The 23340-nt window shown below is 65.8% G+C and carries 20 protein-coding genes and 1 riboswitch; of the genes, 7 read left to right on the forward strand and 13 right to left on the reverse strand.

The window, feature by feature from the left end:
* Nucleotides 1-2: 2 nt before the first annotated feature.
* Nucleotides 3-2297 carry a serine/threonine-protein kinase gene (locus MWU77_RS05790; RefSeq protein WP_247273148.1) on the forward strand — a complete coding sequence of 765 codons (2295 nt, stop codon included), beginning with the start codon at nucleotides 3-5 and terminating at the stop codon, nucleotides 2295-2297.
* 48 nt (nucleotides 2298-2345) lie between these two features.
* On the opposite strand, the gene MWU77_RS05795 is transcribed toward MWU77_RS05790, so the two are convergent.
* The 3 genes from MWU77_RS05795 to fgd all read right to left on the reverse strand — a co-directional run bounded on the left by MWU77_RS05795 (nucleotide 2346) and on the right by fgd (nucleotide 6729).
* Entirely contained in the window at nucleotides 2346-3536 is a 1191-nt protein-coding gene (locus MWU77_RS05795; protein ID WP_247273431.1) for an acetate kinase, read from the reverse strand.
* 14 nt (nucleotides 3537-3550) lie between these two features.
* Nucleotides 3551-5635, reverse strand: a complete 2085-nt coding sequence (gene pta, locus MWU77_RS05800) for a phosphate acetyltransferase (RefSeq protein ID WP_247273149.1) — start codon at nucleotides 5633-5635, stop codon at nucleotides 3551-3553.
* 80 nt (nucleotides 5636-5715) lie between these two features.
* Nucleotides 5716-6729: a glucose-6-phosphate dehydrogenase (coenzyme-F420) gene (gene fgd, locus MWU77_RS05805; RefSeq protein WP_247273150.1), complete on the reverse strand. Its 1014-nt coding sequence runs from the start codon at nucleotides 6727-6729 to the stop codon at nucleotides 5716-5718.
* A 213-nt stretch (nucleotides 6730-6942) separates the two neighbouring features.
* Here fgd and MWU77_RS05810 point away from each other — a divergent pair, with 213 nt between their 5' ends.
* The 3 genes from MWU77_RS05810 to MWU77_RS05820 all read left to right on the forward strand — a co-directional run bounded on the left by MWU77_RS05810 (nucleotide 6943) and on the right by MWU77_RS05820 (nucleotide 9504).
* Nucleotides 6943-7806, forward strand: coding sequence for a DUF559 domain-containing protein (locus tag MWU77_RS05810; protein WP_169686976.1), 864 nt, complete (start codon nucleotides 6943-6945; stop codon nucleotides 7804-7806).
* 91 nt (nucleotides 7807-7897) lie between these two features.
* Nucleotides 7898-8671: a sulfite exporter TauE/SafE family protein gene (locus MWU77_RS05815; protein ID WP_247273151.1), complete on the forward strand. Its 774-nt coding sequence runs from the start codon at nucleotides 7898-7900 to the stop codon at nucleotides 8669-8671.
* 74 nt (nucleotides 8672-8745) lie between these two features.
* Complete coding sequence (locus tag MWU77_RS05820) at nucleotides 8746-9504, forward strand: HAD-IIA family hydrolase (RefSeq protein WP_247273432.1); 759 nt, start codon at nucleotides 8746-8748, stop codon at nucleotides 9502-9504.
* Nucleotides 9505-9570: 66 nt separating this feature from the next.
* Here the strand turns inward: MWU77_RS05820 and MWU77_RS05825 are convergent, their stop codons facing one another.
* The 8 genes from MWU77_RS05825 to MWU77_RS05860 form a co-directional block, all read right to left on the reverse strand.
* Nucleotides 9571-9816 carry a WhiB family transcriptional regulator gene (locus MWU77_RS05825; RefSeq protein WP_169686978.1) on the reverse strand — a complete coding sequence of 82 codons (246 nt, stop codon included), beginning with the start codon at nucleotides 9814-9816 and terminating at the stop codon, nucleotides 9571-9573.
* A 375-nt stretch (nucleotides 9817-10191) separates the two neighbouring features.
* A complete protein-coding gene (gene cobU, locus MWU77_RS05830; protein WP_247273152.1) occupies nucleotides 10192-11526 on the reverse strand; it encodes a bifunctional adenosylcobinamide kinase/adenosylcobinamide-phosphate guanylyltransferase in 1335 nt (444 codons plus the stop codon).
* Nucleotides 11526-12326, reverse strand: coding sequence for an ABC transporter ATP-binding protein (locus MWU77_RS05835; RefSeq protein WP_169686980.1), 801 nt, complete (start codon nucleotides 12324-12326; stop codon nucleotides 11526-11528). Before MWU77_RS05835 ends, cobU begins: the two co-directional genes overlap by 1 nt.
* The gene (locus MWU77_RS05840; RefSeq protein WP_247273433.1) at nucleotides 12323-13285 is read right to left on the reverse strand and encodes an iron ABC transporter permease; all 963 of its coding nucleotides are present in this window, start codon (nucleotides 13283-13285) and stop codon (nucleotides 12323-12325) included. The genes MWU77_RS05835 and MWU77_RS05840 overlap by 4 nt, the downstream gene beginning before the upstream one ends.
* Before the next feature lie 59 nt (nucleotides 13286-13344).
* Complete coding sequence (locus tag MWU77_RS05845; RefSeq protein ID WP_374229814.1) at nucleotides 13345-14238, reverse strand: ABC transporter substrate-binding protein; 894 nt, start codon at nucleotides 14236-14238, stop codon at nucleotides 13345-13347.
* Nucleotides 14239-14341: 103 nt separating this feature from the next.
* Nucleotides 14342-14414: riboswitch (cobalamin riboswitch) on the reverse strand.
* Nucleotides 14415-14479: 65 nt separating this feature from the next.
* Complete coding sequence (locus tag MWU77_RS05850; protein WP_169686982.1) at nucleotides 14480-15703, reverse strand: O-succinylhomoserine sulfhydrylase; 1224 nt, start codon at nucleotides 15701-15703, stop codon at nucleotides 14480-14482.
* The gene (locus tag MWU77_RS05855; protein WP_169686983.1) at nucleotides 15700-16110 is read right to left on the reverse strand and encodes a rhodanese-like domain-containing protein; all 411 of its coding nucleotides are present in this window, start codon (nucleotides 16108-16110) and stop codon (nucleotides 15700-15702) included. Before MWU77_RS05855 ends, MWU77_RS05850 begins: the two co-directional genes overlap by 4 nt.
* A gap of 84 nt (nucleotides 16111-16194) precedes the next feature.
* Complete coding sequence (locus MWU77_RS05860) at nucleotides 16195-16638, reverse strand: hypothetical protein (RefSeq protein WP_169686984.1); 444 nt, start codon at nucleotides 16636-16638, stop codon at nucleotides 16195-16197.
* Nucleotides 16639-16924: 286 nt separating this feature from the next.
* Between MWU77_RS05860 and MWU77_RS05865 the strand changes: the two genes are divergently transcribed.
* The gene (locus MWU77_RS05865) at nucleotides 16925-18319 is read left to right on the forward strand and encodes an FAD-dependent oxidoreductase (RefSeq protein WP_169686985.1); all 1395 of its coding nucleotides are present in this window, start codon (nucleotides 16925-16927) and stop codon (nucleotides 18317-18319) included.
* Between the two features lie 69 nt (nucleotides 18320-18388).
* On the opposite strand, the gene MWU77_RS05870 is transcribed toward MWU77_RS05865, so the two are convergent.
* Both MWU77_RS05870 and purT read right to left on the reverse strand, forming a co-directional pair.
* Nucleotides 18389-18871, reverse strand: coding sequence for a DUF456 domain-containing protein (locus tag MWU77_RS05870; RefSeq protein ID WP_247273153.1), 483 nt, complete (start codon nucleotides 18869-18871; stop codon nucleotides 18389-18391).
* The gene (purT, locus tag MWU77_RS05875; protein WP_169686987.1) at nucleotides 18868-20091 is read right to left on the reverse strand and encodes a formate-dependent phosphoribosylglycinamide formyltransferase; all 1224 of its coding nucleotides are present in this window, start codon (nucleotides 20089-20091) and stop codon (nucleotides 18868-18870) included. The genes MWU77_RS05870 and purT overlap by 4 nt, the downstream gene beginning before the upstream one ends.
* Nucleotides 20092-20136: 45 nt before the next feature.
* On the opposite strand from purT, the gene MWU77_RS05880 reads away from it, so the two are divergent.
* Both MWU77_RS05880 and MWU77_RS05885 read left to right on the forward strand, forming a co-directional pair.
* Complete coding sequence (locus tag MWU77_RS05880) at nucleotides 20137-22878, forward strand: vitamin B12-dependent ribonucleotide reductase (protein WP_247273154.1); 2742 nt, start codon at nucleotides 20137-20139, stop codon at nucleotides 22876-22878.
* Between the two features lie 27 nt (nucleotides 22879-22905).
* The gene (locus MWU77_RS05885) at nucleotides 22906-23334 is read left to right on the forward strand and encodes a hypothetical protein (RefSeq protein WP_169686989.1); all 429 of its coding nucleotides are present in this window, start codon (nucleotides 22906-22908) and stop codon (nucleotides 23332-23334) included.
* The last annotated feature ends 6 nt before the right edge of the window (nucleotides 23335-23340 follow it).

Here is a 23340-nt window from a genome sequence, read left to right on the forward strand (position 1 = left end):
TCATGACACGCGACGAATCAGCCGATAGACCCGAGACACCCGACTCCGGTCCTGCAACCGAGCGTTCAGCCCCCGCAACCGAGCGTTCGGCTCCCGCTACACAGCGTTCAGCGCTTCCCGACTCGGCTCCGCACAGCAGCACCCCGTCAGGGCGGTCCTCGACTCGTCGCTCCCGCACGCGCGGACATCTGCACCGTCGGGTCGCCGATCTGGTCGATGTGCCGGTACCCTCACCGATCGATCCTGCGTCCGCAGTTCTACGCGATCCTCATGTGGCCGAGGGGAAACGGTTCTGCTGGAAGTGCGCCAACCCGGTGGGACGCAGCGGCCCGAAGGGTCCCGGGCCGGCGTCTGGAAACTGCCCGAAGTGCGGCTCGCGGTTCGAGTTCACACCTGCCCTGCAGCCCGGAGAGCTCGTCGCCGGACAGTACGAGGTACAGGGTTGTATCGCCCACGGCGGCCTCGGGTGGATCTTCCTTGCGATCGATCGAAACGTCAGTGACCGGTGGGTCGTTCTCAAAGGACTTCTGCACACCGGCGACGCGGAAGCTCAGGCGGTGGCGGTCGCCGAGAAGCAGTTCCTCGCCGAAGTGAGCCATCCGAGCATCGTACGGATCTACAACTTCGTGGAGCACCCTCGGTCCGACGGCACCCCGATGGGGTACATCGTCATGGAATATGTGGGTGGACATTCGCTCCGCGAGGTGCTGCGGACGTGCCCCGACCAGCGGATGCCCGTCGAGCAGGCCATCGGGTATCTTCTGGAGACCCTTCCCGCGCTCGGGTATCTGCACGAGATCGGGCTCGTCTACAACGATCTCAAGCCCGAGAACATCATGGTCACCGACGAGCAGCTCAAACTCATCGATCTCGGTGCGGTTGCCGGTATCGAGGACTACGGGTACCTGTACGGCACCCCCGGCTACCAGGCACCCGAGATCGCACGGACAGGACCTACGGTCGCGAGCGATATCTACACGGTCGGACGAACTCTGGCGGTACTCACTCTCGACATGCCCTCCGACAAGGGGCGATACCTCGACGGTTTGCCGACGCCCTCCGACGAACCGATTCTTGCCGAGCACGATTCGTTTCACCGGTTGTTGCTGCGCGCCACCAACCCTGATCCGAACCGGCGATTCGTGTCGGCCGATGACCTGGCCGGCCAGTTGACGGGGGTATTGCGCGAGATCCTGTCGCAGAAGAGCGGCACCGAACATCCCGGTCTGTCGCGTATGTTCAGCCCTCCACGCACCACGTTCGGGACCGACGAGGCGGTCGCGGAAACCGATGTGTATGTCGACGGAATGGACCGTGATTCCGCTATCGAAGCACGTAATATCGCTGCAGCGCTGCCTGTTCCGTTGCTGGATCCGAACGACCCGAGCGCGGCGTTGCTCGCTGCTGCAGTGCACAGTGAACCGCAGCAGACCCTGGACTCGCTGCGACATGCTCGCGAGAGCGGCATCGAACGCGTCGTCGGCAGTGCGGATGTGGCGTTCTCCCGCGAGCTGACCCTCGCCGAGACCCGCGCCTATCTCGATCTCGGAGAGGCCCCGCATGCTGTGGAGCTCCTCCAGCGTCTGGAGAGCGACATCGGCTCTGATTGGCGCATCGACTGGTATACGGGACTCGCTTCGGTGCTCATGGAGGAGTACGAGGTTGCGTTCGGACGATTCGAGATGGTGCTCGAAGCGTTGCCGGGAGAGTTGGCACCTAAGCTCGCGCTCGCCGCAACCGCCGAGTTGATCCTGCAGCATTGGGAGAGCGACGACCCGTCCGCGTGGCGTCAGTTCTGCGAGGAGTCCTATCGCACGGTGTGGCGTACCGACCACAACATCGTCAGTGCCGCGTTCGGTCTGGCACGTCAGCTCACTGCACGCGCGAATCTCTCCGCGGCTGTGGAGATCCTCGATCAGGTGCCCGCCACGTCGCGCCATCACAGCGCCGCGACGATGACGAGCACGCTGATCCTGTTGCGCGAGGGCGATATCGATTCGATCACCGAATCCGATCTCCGAGAGGCCGCGCGTCGGGTGTCCGCGCTACCACCGGACGAGGGCCGTGCTCTTCAGATGGAGGCGCTCGTCCTCAGTACCGCGCTCGACTGGGTGCGTGCAGGGAACCGATCCCGGCACGAGCACAGCAGGTTCCTGGATGTGCCGTTCACAGAGCGAGGGCTGCGACGGGGCACCGAGGCCGCATTGCGTCAGCTCGCGAGGCAGGCCCCGGCACGCATGCATCGCTATACCCTCGTCGACCTCGCCAACGCCATCCGTCCCAGAAGCCTGCTGTAACAACGCCTGTGCACAGGGTCGGTCCGATACCGTTCGCAGTCCACCGAGTTACACGAATGCCACTGCGGCACGCGCGATCGCGAGTTCCTCGTTGGTGGGAATCACGAGTACCTCGACGCGAGAGTCGTCCGCCGAAATCCTGCGCTCACCGCCGCCGGATGCTTCGTTGCGCTCCTGGTCCAGGACGATGCCGAGCCTGTCCAGTCCGGCGAGACTGTCGCGACGGATATCGATGTTGTTCTCGCCCACCCCACCGGTGAACACGATGGTGTCGATGCCGCCGAGGATCGCGAGGTAAGCGCCGATGTATTTCTTCAACCGATGCACATACACGTCGTAGGCGAGTTTCGCGTCGGCGTCACCGTCGGCGATCAACCCGAGAAGCGCCCGGAAGTCGTTGACACCCGAGAGTCCCTTCAACCCGGAGCTGCGGTTGAGGATGCGGTCGATCTCGTCGACGTTCATACCCGCAGCCCGGTTGAGGTGCATCAGTACGCCGGGGTCGATGTCGCCACTGCGGGTGCCCATCACGAGTCCTTCGAGGGGCGTCAGACCCATCGACGTGTCGAGCGGGCGGCCACCGGCGATCGCCGACGCGGACGCACCGTTGCCGAGGTGCAGTACCACCTGGTTCAACTCGCCGTAGTCGCGGCCGAGGAACGCGGCGGCACGGTTCGAGACGTATTCGTGTGAGGTGCCGTGGAATCCGTAGCGTCGAATCCCATTGTTCCGTGCGATGTCCCGGTCGATTGCGTAGGTCGCCGCAGCCGCAGGCAATGAATGGAAGAAGGCCGTGTCGAAGACTCCCACGTGCGGGACGTCGGGCAGCTCTTCGCGGGCCACCTCCATACCGACGACGTTCGCCGGGTTGTGCAGGGGCGCGAGCACCGACAGGTCGGAGACGGCCTGTACCACCGCGTCGTCGATGAGGGTCGGCTCGTAGAACCGGTCGCCGCCGTGGACGAGTCGGTGTCCGACAGCGAGGATCCCGACCTCTTCGAGCGGGCGGCCGAGCCCTTCGAGCATCTCGAGGACCTTGCGCAGTGCGAACCGATGATCGGGAATCTCACCGAGGTGTTCCTCGGTTCCCGTGGTGTGGTGGAAGATGATGCGCCCGTCGGGTTCACCGATCCGTTCGATGAGCCCGTGTGCAGGCGCCTCCGCGGTCTGCGGGTCGATCAGCTGGAACTTGATCGACGACGAGCCGGAGTTGAGGACGAGGACGGTGCCCGCCGTCAGCGGGTTCGGAGTACTCACTGGGCATCTCCCTGGGCTTGGATCGCGGTGATCGCCACTGTGTTGACGATGTCCTGGATGAGCGCGCCGCGCGACAGGTCGTTGACGGGCTTGTTCAATCCTTGGAGCACCGGGCCGACGGCAACCGCCCCGGCGCTGCGCTGCACCGCCTTGTAGGTGTTGTTGCCGGTGTTGAGGTCGGGGAAGATGAACACCGTTGCTTTGCCCGCCACAGCGGAGTCGGGAAGTTTCGTACTGGCCACCGAGGGTTCGATCGCGGCGTCGTACTGAATCGGCCCTTCCACCGGCAGGTCAGGTCGCCGCTCCCGCACGAGAGCCGTTGCGGTACGCACCTTGTCGACGTCGGCACCCGAGCCGGACTCGCCCGTCGAGTACGAGAGCATCGCGATGCGCGGTTCGATTCCGAATCGTGCTGCGGTGGCCGCCGACGAGATTGCGATATCGGCGAGCTGGTCGGCGGTCGGGTCGGGCACCACGGCGCAGTCGCCGTAGGCCAGTACGCGATCCGACAGGCACATCAGGAAAATGCTCGACACCGTCGACACGCCCGGTTCGGTCTTGACGATCTCGAACGACGGCCGGATCGTGTGCGCGGTGGTATGTGCGGCACCGGAGACCATGCCGTCCGCGAGCCCGAGGTGCACCATCATGGTGGCGAAATAGGAGATGTCACACATGATTTCGCGTGCGCGTTCCACGGTCATGCCCTTGTGTGCCCGCAGCCGCGTGTACTCTTCGGCAAACGTGTCGATGTGTTCGGACCTGCGCGGATCGTCGATGTTCGCCGCCGAGATGTCGATGCCGAGTTCGGAGGCACGCTGACGCACCGCGGCTTCGTCGCCGAGAATGGTCAGGTCGGCGATGCGCCGCTGCAAGACCCGTCCGGCGGCGCGCAGCACCCGGTCGTCGCCCCCTTCGGGCAGCACGATGTGGCGTCGCTGCTCGCGGGCCCGGTCGACGAGCTGATATTCGAACATCTGCGGGGTCGTCACCGAAGGGCGCGGCAAGCGCAGCCGTTCGAGCAGCTCGGACGCGTCCACATGCTGCTCCATCATCGCGAGCGCGGTCTCGATCTTGCGCTGCGCCGACAACGCCATCCGTCCGCGTGTGCGGTCGGCCGCCGAGGCCGTGTCGAAGGTGCCCAACGCGGTGGTGAGGATCGGCAGGCTCGGCTTGAGACCTGCGACGAGTTGCGCAATGGCCGGATGAGGCAGCAACCCGCCGTTCATGATGATTCCGGCGAGCGTCGGGAATCCCTCTGCCGCATTGGCATTGACGAGCGCGAGGATGACGTCGGTGCGGTCGGCGGGCACGATGACCACGACGCCTTCGGTGAGGCGTTCGAGGATGTGCTCGGCGGTCATACCTCCGACCATGATGCGCAGCACCTCGCGTTGCAGCAGGTCGGGGTCACCGCTGTAGAGCTCGCCGCCGATGGCCGTTTGCAGCTCACCCATTGTGGGAGCCATCAGAATCGGGTTCTCGGGCAGCGCCCACACGGTTTCGGTCCGGCCCGCGAGCGCCGCAGTGACGTCGTCGAGGCGGTCCGGGTCGCAGCGGTTGACGACGGTTCCGCCGAGATGCGCGTGGTGCGCCGACAGTTCGTTCGCACACACCGCGGCCACCTGGGCGATCTCATCGGGGGTACGGTCCGAGCCGCGCAGGACGAGTAGCACGGGTGCGTCGAGGTTCGCGGCAATCCGCGCGTTGTACGACAGCTCGCTGGGGTTGGTGATCTCGGTGAAATCGCTGCCGACGATGACAACGGCGTCGCACCGATCGGCGACGGAATGGTACTTGGTGACGATGTCGCTGAGCGCCGATTCCGGATCGGCGTGAACATCGTCGTAGGTGACGCCGATGCAGTCGTCGTAGTCGAGGTCGACGGTCGTGTATTCGAGGAGGAGTTCGAGGATGTAGTCCGTGTCGCTGTCGGAGCGGGCGATGGGCCGGAACACCCCGACCCGTGCGGTGGAGGCGCACAACATCTGCAGTACACCGAGTGCAACGGCCGATTTCCCGGTGTCTCCCTCGGGGGCCGCGATGTAGATGCTCGACACTGACCCTGCGTTGGCGCTCATGGATCTCACCCTAATGCGGGCAGCGCTGATGCGGAGTGCGGGTCGCACTGATGCGCGGAGTGCGGGCCGCTCGATCGTCCTCAGGCCAGGGCGCGCAGCCGCGGAGCCAGATCCCGCTCGAACAACTCCAGAAAACGCCGCTGATCATGCCCCGGCGCATGAAACACCAAATGATTCAACCCCGCATCCACATACGCCCGCACCTGCTCCACCGCCTCATCCGGATCCGACGCCACAATCCACCGCTTCGCCACCTGCTCGATCGGCAACGCATCCGCCGCCGCCTCCATCTCGATTGGATCCTCGATCGAATGCTTCTGCTCCGCCGTCAACGACAACGGCGCCCAGAACCGCGTATTCTCGAGCGCCGCCTCCGGATCCGTGTCATACGAAATCTTGATCTCGATCATCTTGTCGATCCCCGACACCTCCCGCTCCGCCTTGCCCGCACCCTCGGCCACCGCAGGCAACAACTTGTCGGTATACAGCTCCATCCCCTTACCCGAAGTACAGATGAACCCATCACCCGCCCGACCCGCATACCGCGCCACCACCGGACCACCCGCCGCCACATACACCGGCACACCACCCTCAGGCACGTCATAGATCGACGCCCCCACCGTCCGGTAGAACTCCCCCTCGAAATCCACCCGCTCACCGGTCCACAACGCCCGCATCAACCGCACCGACTCCCGCAACCGCGCAAACCGCTCCTTGAACTCCGGCCACGCATCGCTGTACCCCGTCGCGATCTCATTGAGCGCCTCCCCCGTCCCCACACCCAGGAACACCCGCCCCGGATACAGACACCCCATCGTCGCGAACGCCTGCGCAATCACCGCCGGGTTGTACCGGAACGTCGGCGTGAGCACCGACGTCCCCAGCTGCAACCGCTCGGTACGCTCCCCCACCGCCGTCATCCACGCCAACGAGAACGGCGCATGCCCACCGGTATGCCGCCACGGCTGGAAATGATCCGACACCGTCGCCGAATCCATCCCGTGCGCCTCGGCGAGCACCCCGAGCTCGACCAGTTCACGCGGACCGAACTGCTCGGCCGATGCCTTGTATCCCAACTTGAGTGCCTGTGCCACCGAACGTCTCCTGTTGTCGTCTGCAGTTGCCTCGAGTATGCCCGCATCCCCTGTTGCCGAAGGGGAGGTTGTGTACGAATATCTCCGATTCTGCGCGCACAACCTCCCCCTCGACTCGATGCTGCGGTGCCCATCTGTGGATAACTCACGGCTGTACACAGGTTCGTGCACAGGGGATTTCGTCGTACTCCGAAACCGTGCACGCTGTCGGACATGATCGACGAAGGTGAGCCTTTCTCCGGCACGGCGGCCGTCGCCGCCGGACTCGTGACGAGACACCGGTTACGGCACCATTTCGTCCGTCTACACCGCGACGTCTACATCGCCAGGGGAGTGCAGCCCACTCCCCTACTCCGCGCGAAAGCTGCTCGACTGTGGGCCGGTTCGCGCGGAGTCCTCGTCGGGATGTCTGCGGCAGCAGTGCACGGTACCCGATGGCTGGACGCGACTGCACCGGCAGAACTGGTGAGAACCGGGCATGTCCGCTCCGTGCCCGGAATCGTCGTGCGCAAGGCGTCGTGCATCGAGACCTGCACGGTCGACGGCATGATCGTCACGACCCCCGCGCAGACTGCATTCGACCTCGCACGACGGGACGACGGTCTCCAGCGGAGAGTGGAGGTCCTCGATGCACTGTGCAACGCCACTCACCTGTTGGTCCCCGAGATCGAGACCGTCGCCGAACGGAACCGCGGGAGCAGAGGAATCTCGACGGTCTCTCGCGTACTCGAATTGGTGGACGGCGGGGCGGCATCACCACCGGAGACGCACACGCGCCTCCTTCTGGGCCGGGCCGGGCTGCCGAGACCGGAAACTCAGATCGAGGTACTCGACGGCACCGATTTCGTAGCACGCGCCGACATGGGCTGGAAGCAATGGCGCGTGCTGGTCGAATACGACGGTACGCACCACTGGACCGACGCAGACCAGCGCACCCGCGACATCGATCGCTACGCCGGGTTGTCCGAACTGGGCTGGACGGTCATCCGCGTCGGCGCTGATCTGCTGTATCGGCGCCCAGGTGTACTCGTCGAGCGGGTCCGAAGCGCGCTTCGTCGAGCGGGGGAATCCGTATAGCGACCGAAAGGGAGGTTGTGTGCGGTTTCTGGGCGAGCACCGCACACAACCTCCCCTTCGGCGTGTGAAAGCGATCCGTAGACTTCCCCCGGTGACCCCGCTCGAACTGTTCCTCATCGCCCTTGCCGGGCTCGGGGCCGGTGCGATCAATTCGCTCGTCGGCTCCGGCACCCTCATCACATTCCCCACCCTGATCGCGTTCGGGGTCCCGCCTGTCACTGCGACGATGTCCAACGCGATCGGGCTGGTTGCGGGCGGCGTATCGGGCACATGGGGGTACCGGAAGGAACTGAGGGGTCAGTGGCCGCGACTGCGCTGGCAGATCCCCGCGTCCTTCGCGGGAGCCATTCTCGGTGCGTGGCTGCTGTTGCACCTGCCCGAGAGCGTGTTCGAGACGGTCGTGCCGGTGCTGCTGGTCCTGGCGCTGCTTCTCGTGGTTTTTCAGCCGAAGATCCAGAAGTGGGTCCTGCAACGCACCGGGGACCACGACGACGACAAGCTCGGCCCCGTGCGGATGACTCTGCTGATCATCGGTACCTTCGCCGTCGGTATCTACGGCGGCTACTTCACCGCGGCTCAGGGCATCCTGCTCATGGGACTGTTCGGCGCGTTGCTGCAAGACCACATCCAGCGGCAGAACGCGGCGAAGAACCTGTTGTCCCTGATCGTCAACGTAGTCGCCGCGACGGCGTACATTCTCGTCGCGTTCGACCGGATCAACTGGACCGTCGCAGCGCTCATCGCGGTGGGCTCCTTGATCGGCGGGTGGCTCGGGTCCCATTACGGCCGGCGTCTGTCGCCCGTCGCGCTGCGTGCGGTGATCGTCGTGGTCGGACTCATCGGCCTGTACAGACTGCTCGCCTGACGTTCCGGTGAGAGACTGGGTGGGTGAGTTCGGAAGACGATGCTCCCCCTACCGCGCCTGTCTGGAACTACCTCATGGACATGGACGGCGTCCTCGTGCACGAGGACGTTCTGATCCCTGGCGCCGATGCCTTCCTCGAAGAACTCCGCGTGAACGAGATCCCGTTCATGGTCCTCACCAACAATTCGATCCGCACACCGCGCGATCTGAGGGCCCGTCTTCTGCGGACGGGTCTCGACGTACCCGAGGAATCCATCTGGACCTCGGCCCTCGCCACCGCGACATTCCTCGCGAATCAGCGTCCAAGCGGAAGCGCTTATGTGGTGGGCGAATCGGGCCTGACGACTGCGTTGCACGACATCGGCTATGTGCTGACCGAGAGCGACCCCGACTACGTGGTACTCGGCGAGACCCGAACGTACTCGTTCGAGGCGATCACCACCGCGATCCGGCTCGTCGAGCGCGGTGCTCGGTTCATCGCGACCAACCCCGACCCGACGGGCCCGTCGCCCGAGGGGTCGCTGCCCGCGACCGGTTCGGTCGCCGCGCTGATAACCCGTGCCACCGGCCGCGCCCCGTACTTCGTCGGTAAACCCAATGCCTTGATGATGCGTTCGGCTCTGCGAGCGATCGGCGCGCACTCGGAACACACGCTCATGATCGGCGATCGGATGGACACCGACATCGTCTGTGGCCTCGAAGCCGGACTTCAGACGTTGCTCGTGCTCACCGGAATCAGCACTCACACCTCGGTGGAGATGTATCCCTATCGTCCGACGCGGATCATCGACTCGGTTGCCGATCTGGTGGGCCGCACCGCAAACCCGTTCTGACTCTGTCGCGAACAGACGTCCGGTCCCAGCTTTTCCGCGTGCCCATCGCGCACTCGAACCCCGGCGTCAGCGAATGACCTTGCCCCGGCGGTACTCGTGGCCACCCCACACACCGGACTGCTTGTCCTCGGCAGCATAGGTGCGGCAGGCATCGAGGATCGGGCAGCGCGCGCAGACGCGGGCGGCGTAGTCGAAGTCCTCGCTCGGGTCCGGAAACCACCGATCGGGGTGTGCGTCACCGCGGCATGCGGCGACGTCCCAGTCCGGGGCATCGTAGGTGGGAGCAAGCAGGTCTGCCAAAGTCATGGTCATCGGTCTGTCTCCTTCCGGGCCGTCGCGGCACAGGTGTGTCCCACACAGGCAGCGGGGACGTCATGTCCTTCTGGGATTGCACATTCTCGAAGAGTGAACGGCCCGGGGTGTCACCGTGAGGCGACTGGCAACCCGGGGCGCACACACCCCGGGAATCGGGGCGTCAGCAGCTGAATCCGGTTGGTCGACCGGACTTTTCGACTTCATGGTCGAGGAGTCGGATCATCGATCGCGATCCATTCCACAGATATGGGTTGGTACGCATCCGAGTCCTCCTCTCCACATTCTGGCCGCTGGCACCGAGGATCCAGTGTGCCACGATTCGAGGCCGGAAACTAGGAAATGTGGCCCACGTCCAATTTGGATGCGTGCGTATCAGCGCAACGGCATGGGGATGCCCGCGACGACCATCGTCACGGAATCCGATTCGGACGCAACCGACGCGTTGAGTCGGCCGAGCAGATCGCGGAACAGTCGACCGGACGCTGTGGCAGGCACCACGCCGCTGCCCACCTCGTTGCTCACCGCGACCACGGGCACACGACACGCTTTCCACGCGTCGAGCAATTCGTCGATGTCGGCGTCGACGGCCGCGACCTCCCCGCCGTTCCACACATCATGAATGTCGAGCCGCGCGGTCAGCCACGTGCCGAGGCAGTCGATCAGCAGTGGCATCGTGGCCTCACGCAACACCTCGGCGACGTCGACCGTTTCGATGGTCGCCCACGAGTCGGGTCGTCGCTCGCGGTGCAGCGCGACACGGCGTGCCCATTCCTCGTCCCCTTCGCGAGTTCCCCCGGTCGCGACGTACGTCACCGATTCGTATGCCGCGGACAGTTCCTCCGCATGACGCGACTTGCCCGAGCGAACCCCGCCCAGCACAAGAGTGCGGGAACCCGACGATCCGGATCCCATGTGCAGCACCTCCCCATCGGTTCCCACGCGGGCACCGCAATATCGCAACCGTTCACGAAGCTGTGCGATCGGTGGGTTGTGATGTCCCAGATGCACTGCGACGACATCGGTCGAGGCCGTCGCAGCGCCGCATCCGCGCAGAGACTCGACGGCCTCGGCGAACTCGGTCAAGCCCAGGTGCCCGGCAGACAGGTCGGATCGGTCCCCGAAGGTCTCTTCGAGGAACACCGCATCGAAAGCGGCGTCACGCACCGCGTCGAACCAGGACTCCGGTAGTGGCCCGGTGTCACAGGCCCAGAGGATCCGCGACCCGTCGGGCCCGGTGACGTCGTAGAGCACCGCATCTCCGTCACGGAACACCTTGTGTTGCGCCTGCAGTACCCGCACCGTGTACTCACCGACCTGCAGTTCGTCGCCGGCCTCGACCGGCACGAACCGCACCGGGTCCCCGGGCCCGACCCACGGCCGGCACACATCGACGGCGTCAGGTGGGCCGACAACATCGACGACATGCCCCGCGTCCACCCACGACCGGAACAGCAGAGCCTGTGGACCCAGGTGATCCGGGTGCGCGTGAGTGAGCAGGACGTGGCGGACATCCGCGAGGGTCCGGCCGAACCGCACCGCCGCGCGGGGTGCCTCGGGTCCGCAGTCGAGCATCAGCACATCGTCGACCAGCGCTGCCGTCTGCCCGCGAACCTCGTTCCTGCGTGCCGCATCCCCACACGAATTGCACCGGCAGAAGGGGTTGGGCCACCCGTCCGCAGCGCCGGTGCCCAGCAGCAATACCTCCATCACAGCTCCTGCGGTTCGACGGGTTCGGGCCGGTCACGCAAGGGCAGCACCGCGCGACCCGCGGGGCGGTCGAGCACCTCGACGCGGGCACCGTAGATCTCGGCGATGCGCTCGACGGTGAGCACTTCGGCGGCCAGTCCGTCGGCGACGATCCGACCCCGGTCCAGCAGCACCAACCGCTCGCCGTATTGACTCGCCGACGTCAGATCGTGCATCGCCGCGATCACCGTGAGCTCGCCTTCGCGGCGCATCGAATCGACGAGGTCGAGCACCTGCTGCTGATGTCCGATGTCCAGCGCGCTCGTGGGCTCGTCCAGCAGCAACACCTTCGGTTGCTGCGCAAGCGCCCGGGCCAACACGACCCGCTGCAGTTCACCACCCGACAGCGCGGTCGCGAGCCGCGACGCGAAGTTCTCGAGTTCGAGCCTCGCGATGACCTGTTCGACGATCTCGCGGTCACGCGGTTGTTCACTACCGAAACGCGGAACATGAGGGGTACGGCCGAGATGGATCAGCTCACGCACGGTGACGCCCTCGGGAACGATGGGTCGCTGCGGCATCAGCGCGACCGCGCGCGCGATCGCGCGACGCCCCGAATGGCGCGGTGTCACTCCCGCGACCTCGACCTCGCCGTCGGCTTGCACCAGTCCGGCGAGCGCGTGCAGCAGCGTGGTCTTGCCCGACCCGTTGGGCCCGACGAGCGACACCCACTCTCCCGCGCCGACGACGAGATCGACGTCGTGCAGCACCCGCACGCCGCCGCGCTCGGCGCACAGACTTCGACAGGTCACGCCGTTCATGCCACACCCCTGCTCCGCCGCAGTACGACGAGGAAGAACGGCGCACCGATCGCCGCGGTCACGACACCGATCGGCAGTTCGGCAGGCGACATCACCGTGCGGGCCAGGACGTCGGCGAGTACGAGGAACGCTGCGCCGACCATCAGCGACAGCGGCAACAACATGCGGTGCCCGGGACCGATCAGCAACCGGACGGCGTGGGGAATGACGATGCCGACGAACCCGATCAGGCCGCTGACGGAGACGACGGCGGCGGTGCCGAGCGTCGCGATGCACACGAGGATCAGCCGGACGCGGGCCGGGTTGATGCCGAGGCTCGAGGCTTCGACGTCGCCGACCGACATGACGTCGAGGGTGCGTCTGTGCAGCATGATCACGACGACCGAGACGATGACGTACGGCAGCACGGTCCGCACGTCGGACCAGCCGTCGGTGGAAAGACGTCCGAGCATCCACGAATACACCTGGCGCAGCGTGTCGTCGTGGAGCTGCATGAAGAACGTCTGGATGGCGTTGGCGAATGCCGCAACCGCGACACCGGCAAGGATGATGATCACCTCGGTGCGACTGCCACCGACGGTGCGCCCCAGGGCGTAGGTGGCTCCGACGGCGAGCATCCCGCCTGCGAATGCGGCGACGGGCACCCCGGCGAATCCGGCTGCGCCCCCTACGACGATTGCCAGTGTCGCGCCGAGGCCCGCACCGCTCGACACGCCGAGCAGGTACGGGTCGGCGAGCGGGTTACGGAAAACACCCTGGTAGGCGGCTCCTGCGATCGCGAGCATCGCGCCGACGATCACGCCGAGCACCACCCGAGGCATGCGAATGTTCCACAGGATCGCCTGCTGCCGGGTGCTCAGGCCCGAGTCGACGTCGACGAACGGGATCTTGTCGAGCACATCGAGCACCACGCCCTGGGGGGTGAGCCCGGCCGGACCGACGAGGATCCCGACGAGCATCGCCGCAACAAGGGCGACCACCGCGCCACCCAGTACGAGTGCGCGGCGACGCGATGTGATCACGGTGCAGGCTGGCCTGCGGGGACGGCGACGACGATCGCGGCGAGTTCACGCACGAGGTCGACGATGCGTGGGCCCCACCGGCTCGCGATGTCCTCGTCGAGGACATGGACCTGACCGTCGCGGACTGCGGTGAGTTCCGCCCAGCCCGCGCGTTCGCCGACCGTCTCGGGTGTGACACCGCAGCACTGCGAGTCGGCGAGGAAGATCAGATCGGGGTTCTGTTCGACGATGAACTCGGACGACAACTGCGGGTATCCGTCGCCGCCGGTTGCGATGGAGGTCAGCCCCAGCATCGAGTAGATCTGACCGATGTAGGTGTCGTCGGTGACGCTGTAGTACGTGTTGTCGAGTTCGTGGTAGTACCGCAGCGGTGCCTCACGCTCGGGTACGGAGGCGACGATCTCGTCGATTTCGGTCTGCATCTGCGCGACGAGTTCGGCGGCGTCACCGACATGACCGGTCGCAGCACCGACCTGCTCGAGTTGGGCGTAGGTGTCGTCGATCGTGACGGCGGCGGGCAGCATCAGGACCTCGACGCCGGCGTTCTCGAGTCCGGCGACGAGGTCGCCGTTGTCGTCGGTGGCGACGACGAGATCGGGGTCGTAACCCAGAATGGCCTCGACGTTGGGGTTGTAGCCGGACAGATCGGTGACCGGCACACCCTCGGGATGGTCGGACTGGTCGTCGACGGCGACCACCTGGTCGCCCGCACCGACCGCGTAGAGCATCTCGGTGGTGGTCGGGCTCAGCGACACGATGGCCTGCGGGGTTCCGGATTCAGCAGGTGGAGCGCTGTCGGACGCGGCATCGTCACCGCTGCCGCAACCGGCGATCACCAGTGCGAGGGCAGCGATACCGGCGGTGAGAAACCTGCGGGAAGTGAGGGTCACAACCATCCTCCGTGGTTCGGAGGACGAAAACAGCACGGCTGCAACGAGCAGTTGCGGCACGACACCGTCCTTCGTCCGAGGACCAGTACGTGCCCGCGGCGCCGGCTGACCTGGCTCACCGGTCGAATACCGGTCTCACAGTTGCGGGACAGCGCCGGATTCTCACCGGCTTCACCGAAACGCTGCGGGTGCCCTGCCCGATTGGCAGAGCCCCCGCAGCGTATCCCACAGCGTTTCGGGGTCAGGCGAGCGCCTGCTCCAGGTCTTCGAGCAGATCCTCGGGATCTTCGAGCCCCACCGACAAGCGCACGACGCCGTCGGTCAGACCGATCGCGGCACGTCCTTCGGGGCCCATCGCCCGGTGGGTCGTGGTGGCAGGGTGCGTGATGAGCGACTTGGAGTCGCCGAGGTTGTTGGAGATGTCGACGACGCGCAGCTTGTTCAGCAGCTCGAACGCCCGTTTCTTGCCTTCGCCCTCAGCGGCGGCGAGTTCGAAGGTGAGGATGGTCCCGCCCCCGCTCATCTGGGATCTCGCCAGGTCGTACTGCGGATGCGACTCGAGGAACGGGTACTTGATCCAGCTGATCTCGGAATGCGACTCCAGGAACTGCCCGATGCGCAACGTGGAATCGACCGCGGCACGCAACCGCACGGGCATCGTCTCGAGACCCTTGAGCAAGGTCCACGCGTTGAACGGGCTCAGCGACGGGCCGGTGTGGCGGATGAGGTTCTTGACCGGGCCGTCGATGTAGTCCTGGGGTCCGAGGATCGCTCCGCCGAGCACCCGGCCCTGCCCGTCGATGTGTTTGGTACCCGAGTACACGACGATATCGGCACCGAGATCGAGACTGCGCTGCAGCAACGGGGTAGCGAAGACGTTGTCCAGCACAACCTTTGCGCCTGCCGCGTGGGCCATCTCGGACACCTTGCGGACGTCGACGAGAGTCTGCATCGGGTTCGACGGGGTCTCGAAGAACACCGCGGTGGTGGGCACCGACAGCGCCTTCTCCCACTGGTCGAGGTCTTCACCGTCGACGAACACCGTCTCCACACCCCACCTGGGCAGGATCTCGTTGCACACCACGAAGCATGAGCCGAAGAGGCTGCGTGCTGCGACCAATCGATCGCCCTTGCCGAGCAGCGCGGCCAGCGCCGTGAACACCGCCGACATGCCCGATGCCGTGGAGTAGCAGGCTTCGGCACCGTCGAGCAGACGCAGCCGCTCCTCGAACATCGTCACCGTCGGGTTGCCGTACCGGGAGTACACGAAGTGGTCGACCTCGCCGGTGAATGCCTGCTCGGCGGCTTCCGCCGATTCGTAGACGAACCCGGAGTTGAGGTAGAGCGCCTCGGACGTTTCCTCGAAACCGGATCGCAGCACACCACCGCGCACACCGAGTGTGGCGGGACGCACGGAATCGGGCAGCGCTTTGCTGAACGCACCACCCTGGGGAATTGCACTCACGACTGCCTCCACGGCAGGCCCGCGGCCCGCCAGCCCTGTCCGCCGCGATGCTTACCGGCATCGAGCGGCCCTTCGAATCCTTCGAGAACGTTGTACGCAGGGGCCAGGCCCGCGGCCGTCGCAGCTTCGGCGGCGCCGATCGAACGCTGACCCGAACGACACAGGAAGATCACCGGCCCACCGCTTATCCCAGCGTCCTTCAGCTCGTCGACGAAGCGCTCGTTGGGGGCGCCGTCCGGGTACGACACCCATTCCACGAACAGCGTGCGGCGGCCGATCGATGCGGTGTCGGGCACACCCACGTATTTCCATTCGGCGTCGGTGCGCACATCGACGAGCACGGCATCCTGATTTTCCTGCAGCAGCTCCCAGGCGTGCTGCGGCGTGATATCACCTGCGTAGCTCACGGGAATACCTTTTCACAGGTCAGCGACGAGCGATTACGCGGGATAGTGCGGCGGTCCACGACCCGCAGGATCGAACCGGGTCGATCATGCAGTGCAGACGCGCCAGACGTCGTCGACGAGAGTCAGGTGCCACGTCTCGGTTGTCGACTCTCCGTCGATCTCGGTGGTGACGTCGACGGTGGCCTTGTCGCCGTCGATGACCACGTTGTCGCTGCGCTGCAGGTCGATGTCGCCGTCGACCCCGGCGAGCGGCCCCTCACCGCGGCCCAGTTCGCCACAGCGGAGAATGACGAGGACGTCCTCGTCATCCGCGTTGAGGGCCTTGACGTAGTCGCTGGCCGTGCGTGTGATCCGTTCGTTGTCGTCGAGGTTCTCGCCCTCGGGCGAGAGGATCTGCGTGACGACGAGCACCAGCGCGAGGAAGGCGATCACGAGCACGGCCCCGATGAACGGCCAGGGCGTGCTGCGCGTGGGTCCGTCCGGGTCGAGACCGTCGGGTTCGGGTTCGGGGTCACGCCGTTGTGCCATGCGGATCATCCTATCGTCGGCGGATCCGCGCCGGTCGGCCGCATTTGCGCCAATAAACCCTAGTGAGGTAGGAATTGACCATGGCCACCACTCCGCTCGTTCGACGCCTCGCCGTCGACCTGTGCCGCGTGAGTGCCCACATGTGTTGTCGCTGAAGCGATTCTCCCGACGATTCCCGGAGTTCTCCTCCGCCGTCATCCCGCGCAACCTGCGCCCGCCCACTGAGGGCAGCCTTAATTTAAGCTGGATATGTCCGTCCGCACATCGAAGAGGTAGTTGATCCCCTGTGACTGATCAGAGCCGTCCCCTTCGCGTCGCGATCGTCGGTGCCGGCCCCGCCGGTATCTACGCCGCCGATGCACTCATGAAGTCCGACACTGCGCAGGATCCCGGGGTGAGCATCGACCTGTTCGAACGCATGCCGGCCCCGTTCGGCCTCATCCGCTACGGCGTTGCGCCCGACCATCCGCGCATCAAGGGCATCATCACCGCGCTGCACAAGGTGCTCGACAAGCCGAACGTGCGTCTGCTCGGCAATCTCGACTACGGCGTCGACATCACGCTCGACGACCTGTACCGCTTCTATGACGCGGTGATCTTCTCGACCGGCGCCAACGCCGACCGCGAACTGAAGATCCCCGGCATCGATCTCGACGGCAGCTACGGCGCCGCAGACTTCGTGTCCTGGTACGACGGCCACCCCGATGTTCCGCGCGTCTGGCCTCTCGAGGCCGAGAAGGTCGCGGTCCTCGGCGTCGGCAACGTCGCGCTCGACATCGCGCGCGTGCTCGCCAAGACCGGCGACGAACTGCTGCCCACCGAGATTCCGCCGAACGTTTACGAAGGCCTGAAGAACAACAAGGCCGTCGAGGTACACGTCTTCGGGCGTCGCGGACCGGCCCAGGCCAAGTTCACGCCGCTCGAGCTGCGCGAACTCGACCACTCGCCGACCATCGAGGTCATCGTCGACCCCGAGGACATCGACTACGACGCAGGCTCCGAGGCGGCACGCCGCAATTCCAAGCAGGTCGACATGGTCGCCAACACCCTGCAGGACTGGGCCATCCGCGATGCAGGCGATCGCCCGCACAAGCTGTACCTGCACTTCTTCGAGTCGCCCGCCGAGGTTCTCGGCAAGGACGGCAAGGTCGTCGGCCTTCGCACCGAGCGCACCGAACTCGACGGCACCGGCAACGTGCGCGGCACCGGTAAGACCCGCGACTGGGACGTGCAGGCCGTGTACCGCGCGGTGGGTTACCTGTCTCAGAACATCGCGAACCTGCCGTTCGACGATCAGGCAGGCACTGTCCCCAACGAGGCCGGACGCGTGCTCGCCGACGACACCGTCGAGGGCCCCGACAGGTTCATGCCGCGCACGTACGTCACCGGCTGGATCAAGCGCGGCCCGGTGGGTCTGATCGGCCACACCAAGGGCGACGCCAACGAAACCGTCGCGAACCTCCTCGAGGATCGCGCGGCGGGCCGTCTCACCGCTCCGGAACTTCCGGGCGAGGACGACGTCGTGAAGTTCCTCGAAGAGAAGAACCTGCCCTACACCACGTGGCAGGGCTGGTACCGCCTCGATGCGCACGAGCGCAGCCTCGGTGAGGCGGAAGGCCGCGAGCGGGTCAAGGTCGTCGAGCGCGACGACATGTTCCGCGCCTCGGAACCCCACAAGTAGACGCTGCACACTACCGCGTCTCCGGCCGGATGCCACATCTACCGATGCGGCATCCGGCCGGTCTCGTTCTCAGACGAACAACACAGCACCCAGCCACGCGCCCGCAGCTACGAGCCCACCGAGCAGTTCGACGAGCATCGACAGGCCCACCGCCTTCGTCGCTTCCACCGTCGAGCGCCACGCGTCCTTGTGCGTCCGATGCCGCTGCGCCTCCGACACGTACATGCCGAGCAGGAACCCGAGGAACAGGCCGATCACCGGGATCACGAAGAAACCGACGATGCCGACCACCCCGCCGATGATCAGCGACCGAGTGGGCACCCCCGACTGCTGAAGTCGCTTACCCGGCCAGGTGTATTTGACTACCCCGGTGACCAGCAGCGCGACCGTTGCCACCGCAAATACGGACCAGGCGACGGTGCCGCCGGTCATGAACGCCCACACCGCGACCGCCGCAAAGATCAGCAGGACACCCGGCAGGATCGGCACGACTATGCCGACGAGTCCCACGAGGATCGCGAGCCCGACGAGAAGCTCACCGCCCGCACTCACGGCGCGACCGGGCGAACGAGCGATGCGGCACGTGTCGCGCGTTCGCGCGCGCTGTCGATGTCCGGGCCGGTCGAGACGGCCACTCCCATCCTGCGACGCAGGAACGATTCCGGCTTACCGAACAGGCGCACATCGGTCTCCTGTGTACGCAGGGCTTCGACGAGCCCGTCGAATGCGATACCGGTTGCGTCGAGTCCCCCGTAGATCACCGCGGAGGCACCCGGACGTAACTGCTCCACGTCCACCGGAAGCCCGAGAATCGCGCGGGCGTGCAGCTCGAACTCGGAGTAACGCTGGCTCCCCATCGTCACGAGCCCGGTGTCGTGCGGGCGGGGGCTCACCTCGGAGAAATAGACGTCGTCGCCCTTGACGAACAGTTCGACACCGAACACTCCCCGGCCACCGAGCGCGCCGGTCACGGCCGCCGCGACCTCCCGGGCACGGGCGAGCGCCGCGTCGCTCATCGGCTGCGGCTGCCACGATTCGACGTAGTCGCCGTCGCGCTGCAGGTGGCCGATCGGTTCGCAGAAGTAGGTCTCGAGCTCCCCCGATTCGCCGACGGCGCGCACGGTGAGCTGTGTGATCTCGTAGTCGAAGTCGACGAATCCTTCGACTATGACGGTGCCGTGGTTGATGCGTCCCCCGGCCAGGGCGTACTCCCACGCGGCGTTCAGGTCGTCGGCCGAACGGACCGTCGACTGGCCTTTGCCGGACGACGACATGACGGGCTTGATCACGCACGGGAAGCCGATCGCCTCGGTAGCGGCCCGGACCTCGTCGAGCGAGTTCGCGAATCGGTAGGGCGACGTCGGCAGGCCCAGTTCCTCTGCGGCGAGCCTGCGGATGCCCTCCCGGTTCATCGTCAGCTGTGTGGCACGCGCGTTGGGGATCACTTCGGCGAGGCCGCGTTCTTCGACGGTGGCGAGCGCTTCCGTGGCGATGGCTTCGATTTCCGGGACCACCAGGTGGGGTTGTTCGGCCTCGATGACGGCGAGGACTGCGTTCGGGTCGCCCATGTCGATGACGTGGGCGCGGTGCGCGACCTGATGGCCGGGGGCATCCGCATAGCGATCCACCGCGATGACCTCGACACCGAGTCGTTGCAACGCGATGGTCACCTCCTTGCCGAGCTCGCCCGATCCGAGCAGCAGGACGCGGGTGGCGCCCGGCGACAACGGTGTGCCGAGACGTGGAGAGATACGGGGACGCGGTGGGACCATGGTGGGACTATATGTGGCATCCGTCGCCGTCCAGGAAGAGAAGCGATGAGCAGTGCAGCACAGTCGAGCAGCGCAGGGCAGCGCACCACAACCGTGGGGCCCGATCACGCTCGTGCCGATGTCTACTGGTTCACGACACCGGGGGTCGATCCCGCCGACGAAGTGACCTGGCAGCGCCGCGACGCTCGCATCGTCCATCACGGCACAGGTGAAGTCGTATTCGAGCAATCGGGCGTCGAGTTCCCGGAGTCCTGGTCGCAGAACGCCACCGACATCGTCACGCAGAAATACTTCCGCGGTGGGCTCGGTGCCGAGAGTCGCGAGCATTCGCTGCGCGATGTGGTGGCGCGCATCGTCGACACGATCACCGGGTGGGGCACCACCGACGGTCACCTCGACGATCCGTCCGCATTCGCCGCCGAGCTCACGCACCTGCTCCTGCATCAGAAGGCCTCGTTCAACAGCCCGGTGTGGTTCAACATCGGGGTGCCTCACACTCCGCAGCAGGCCAGCGCCTGCTTCATTCTGTCGGTCGACGACAGCATCGATTCGATCCTCGAGTGGTACCGGCAGGAAGCGGTGATCTTCAAGGGCGGTTCAGGAGCCGGCGTGAACCTGTCGCGCATCCGCTCGTCCGTCGAGCCTCTCGAAGGAGGTGGCACTGCGTCGGGGCCGGTCAGCTTCATGCGCGGCGCCGACGCGTCTGCGGGGACCATCAAATCGGGCGGGAAGACCCGCCGTGCCGCAAAGATGGTGATTCTCGACGTCGCCCATCCCGACATCGAAGAGTTCGTCGAGTGCAAGGCGATCGAGGAGCGCAAGGCACGCGCACTCGCCGACGCCGGATTCGACATGGGTCTCGATGGCTCCGACATCCATTCGGTGCAGTATCAGAATGCGAACAATTCGGTGCGGGTCACCGACGAATTCATGCAGGCCGTCGTCGACGATGCCCGCTGGCCGCTGCGCGCTGTGACCACCGGCGAGGTCGTACGCACGGTCCGGGCACAAGATCTTCTGCAGCGCATAGCTGCCGCGGCATGGGAGTGCGCAGACCCCGGCCTGCAGTACGACACCACGATCAATCGCTGGCACACCGCGACGTCGACCGGCCGGATCAACGGGTCCAACCCGTGCTCGGAATACATGCACCTCGACGACTCCGCATGCAATCTGTCGAGCCTGAATCTGCTGACCTTCCTACGGGAAGACAGCACGTTCGACGTCGATGGTTTCCGACATGCCGTCGCGGTGATGCTCACCGCGCAGGAGATTCTCGTCGGTCGCGCCGACTACCCCACAGAGAAGGTCGGTGAGACGTCCCGCCGGTTCCGGCAACTCGGACTCGGATACGCGAATCTGGGTGCGCTACTGATGGCGTCGGGTCTTCCGTACGACAGCGACGCCGGCCGGGCATATGCCGCCGCTGTCACCGCGTTGATGACGGGGCACGCCTACGCAGTGTCGGCTCGCCTCGCGGAGCGAACGGGCCCGTTCGATGGGTACGACGAGAACCGCGACTCGATGCTCGGCGTGCTCGCACGGCACCGCGGTGCGGTCGACGACATCGATGCCGCACTCGCCCCGCCGGCCGTCCTGGCGGCGGCCCGTGAAGCATGGGATCGTGCGGTCACCGACGGCACCGAGCACGGTGTGCGGAACAGTCAGGTCACGGTGCTCGCTCCCACCGGCACGATCGGCCTGGCGATGGACTGCGACACCACCGGAATCGAGCCCGACCTGGCCTTGGTCAAGACGAAGAAACTCGTGGGCGGTGGCAGTCTGTCGATCGTCAATCGCAGTGTGCCGCGGGCACTGGCGCGACTCGGATACGGTCCGGCCGAGGTCGCCGATATCGTCGCGCATCTGGATCGGGTGCACACCCTCGCGGGCGCTCCGCATGTACGCACCGAGCACCATCCGGTGTTCGCAACATCGATGGGCAGCAATGCCATTGCGCCGCGCGGACATGTGACGATGATGGCCGCAGTGCAGCCGTTCCTGTCGGGTGCGATCTCGAAAACCGTGAATCTTCCGGAGTCCGCCACCGTCGACGACATCGCCGGGCTCTACGTCGACGCATGGCGGCTGGGGCTCAAGGCGCTCGCCGTCTACCGCGACAACTGCAAACTCGGGCAGCCACTGTCGACGTCGACACCGTCGTCTCCGGCAATTGCTCCGGTTGCGACTGCTCGGCGCGAGCGTCTGCCGCGCACCCGCAATTCGCGCACGTTCGAGTTCCGGGTTGCCGACTGCAAGGGTTTCGTCACGATCGGCGAATACGACGACGGGCGTCCCGGCGAGATGTTCCTCCGCGTGTCGAAGCAGGGCTCCACCCTCGCAGGCATCATGGACGCGTTCTCCATGGCGGTCAGTTACGGCTTGCAATACGGGGTCCCGCTGCGCACATTCGTGCGAGCGTTCACCAGTACACGATTCGAGCCGGCGGGCATCACCGACGATCCGGATCTGCGGATCGCGTCGTCGATTCTCGACTACATCTTCCGCAGGCTTGCGGTGGACTATCTCGAAACCGACGAGCGGATGGAACTCGGTGTGCGCACCGGCGGTGAGCGCGCCGCGCACGACGGACTCGCTCCCGAGCTGCCGGTCTCGGAGAAGGCGTACGCCACCGCCGACACCCGCGACGGGCAGGTTGCGTCGACTCCGGCGCGGTCCGGCTCCGGTTCGGATGCACCGTACTGCATGCAGTGCGGCGTACAGATGCAGCGGTCGGGATCGTGTCACGCCTGCCCGTCGTGTGGAAACACGAGCGGCTGCAGCTGATCTGCACTCGTATCGCATACTGTCCGAATGAACTTGGGGGTCGACACAGAACTGACGTTGCTCGCGGCCGGATCGATATTCCTGCTCGCGCTGGGGTTGGGCGTGTGGAAATACCGACAGATGGCAACGTCGGAGACGCACCTCGCGCACCCGTATGTGGACATCGCGCACCGTTCGGCGTTGATGTATTCGTTCGCGACGCTGCTCGTGGCTGTCTTCGTCGAGCTCAGTGCGTGGCCGACCTGGGTGAATCTGGCGGCTGCCGCCGTACTCGTGGTGTTCTTCGTCGGCGCGATCGCCAGTTACATCCTTCACGGTGCGTTGCGCGACACCACCAATCAGTTCGCGCACCCCACTCGGGGGCTGGGTCTCGCGATGGCCGCGCTCATCGTCGGAGAGATCGGTGGGTTCGCGGTGCTGCTCACCGGGTTCGTGAAGGGCAGCTTCCTGACGTGACAGACG

It is taken from the genome of Rhodococcus sp. F64268 (assembly GCF_023015605.1).
In the GTDB taxonomy this organism is placed as follows: domain Bacteria; phylum Actinomycetota; class Actinomycetes; order Mycobacteriales; family Mycobacteriaceae; genus Rhodococcus.

Bases quoted from the DNA above. Each gene is read 5' to 3' on its own strand.
- MWU77_RS05790 (WP_247273148.1), top strand. From the start codon at position 3: ATGACACGCGACGAATCAGCCGATAGACCCGAGACACCCGACTCCGGT.
- pta (WP_247273149.1), bottom strand. From the start codon at position 5,635: ATGAGCGCCAACGCAGGGTCAGTGTCGAGCATCTACATCGCGGCCCCC.
- MWU77_RS05810 (WP_169686976.1), top strand. From the start codon at position 6,943: ATGATCGACGAAGGTGAGCCTTTCTCCGGCACGGCGGCCGTCGCCGCC.
- MWU77_RS05820 (WP_247273432.1), top strand. From the start codon at position 8,746: ATGGACATGGACGGCGTCCTCGTGCACGAGGACGTTCTGATCCCTGGC.
- MWU77_RS05825 (WP_169686978.1), bottom strand. From the start codon at position 9,816: ATGACCATGACTTTGGCAGACCTGCTTGCTCCCACCTACGATGCCCCG.
- cobU (WP_247273152.1), bottom strand. From the start codon at position 11,526: ATGGAGGTATTGCTGCTGGGCACCGGCGCTGCGGACGGGTGGCCCAAC.
- MWU77_RS05835 (WP_169686980.1), bottom strand. From the start codon at position 12,326: ATGAACGGCGTGACCTGTCGAAGTCTGTGCGCCGAGCGCGGCGGCGTG.
- MWU77_RS05840 (WP_247273433.1), bottom strand. From the start codon at position 13,285: ATGCTCGTCGGGATCCTCGTCGGTCCGGCCGGGCTCACCCCCCAGGGC.
- MWU77_RS05860 (WP_169686984.1), bottom strand. From the start codon at position 16,638: ATGGCACAACGGCGTGACCCCGAACCCGAACCCGACGGTCTCGACCCG.
- purT (WP_169686987.1), bottom strand. From the start codon at position 20,091: ATGGTCCCACCGCGTCCCCGTATCTCTCCACGTCTCGGCACACCGTTG.
- MWU77_RS05880 (WP_247273154.1), top strand. From the start codon at position 20,137: ATGAGCAGTGCAGCACAGTCGAGCAGCGCAGGGCAGCGCACCACAACC.
- MWU77_RS05885 (WP_169686989.1), top strand. From the start codon at position 22,906: ATGAACTTGGGGGTCGACACAGAACTGACGTTGCTCGCGGCCGGATCG.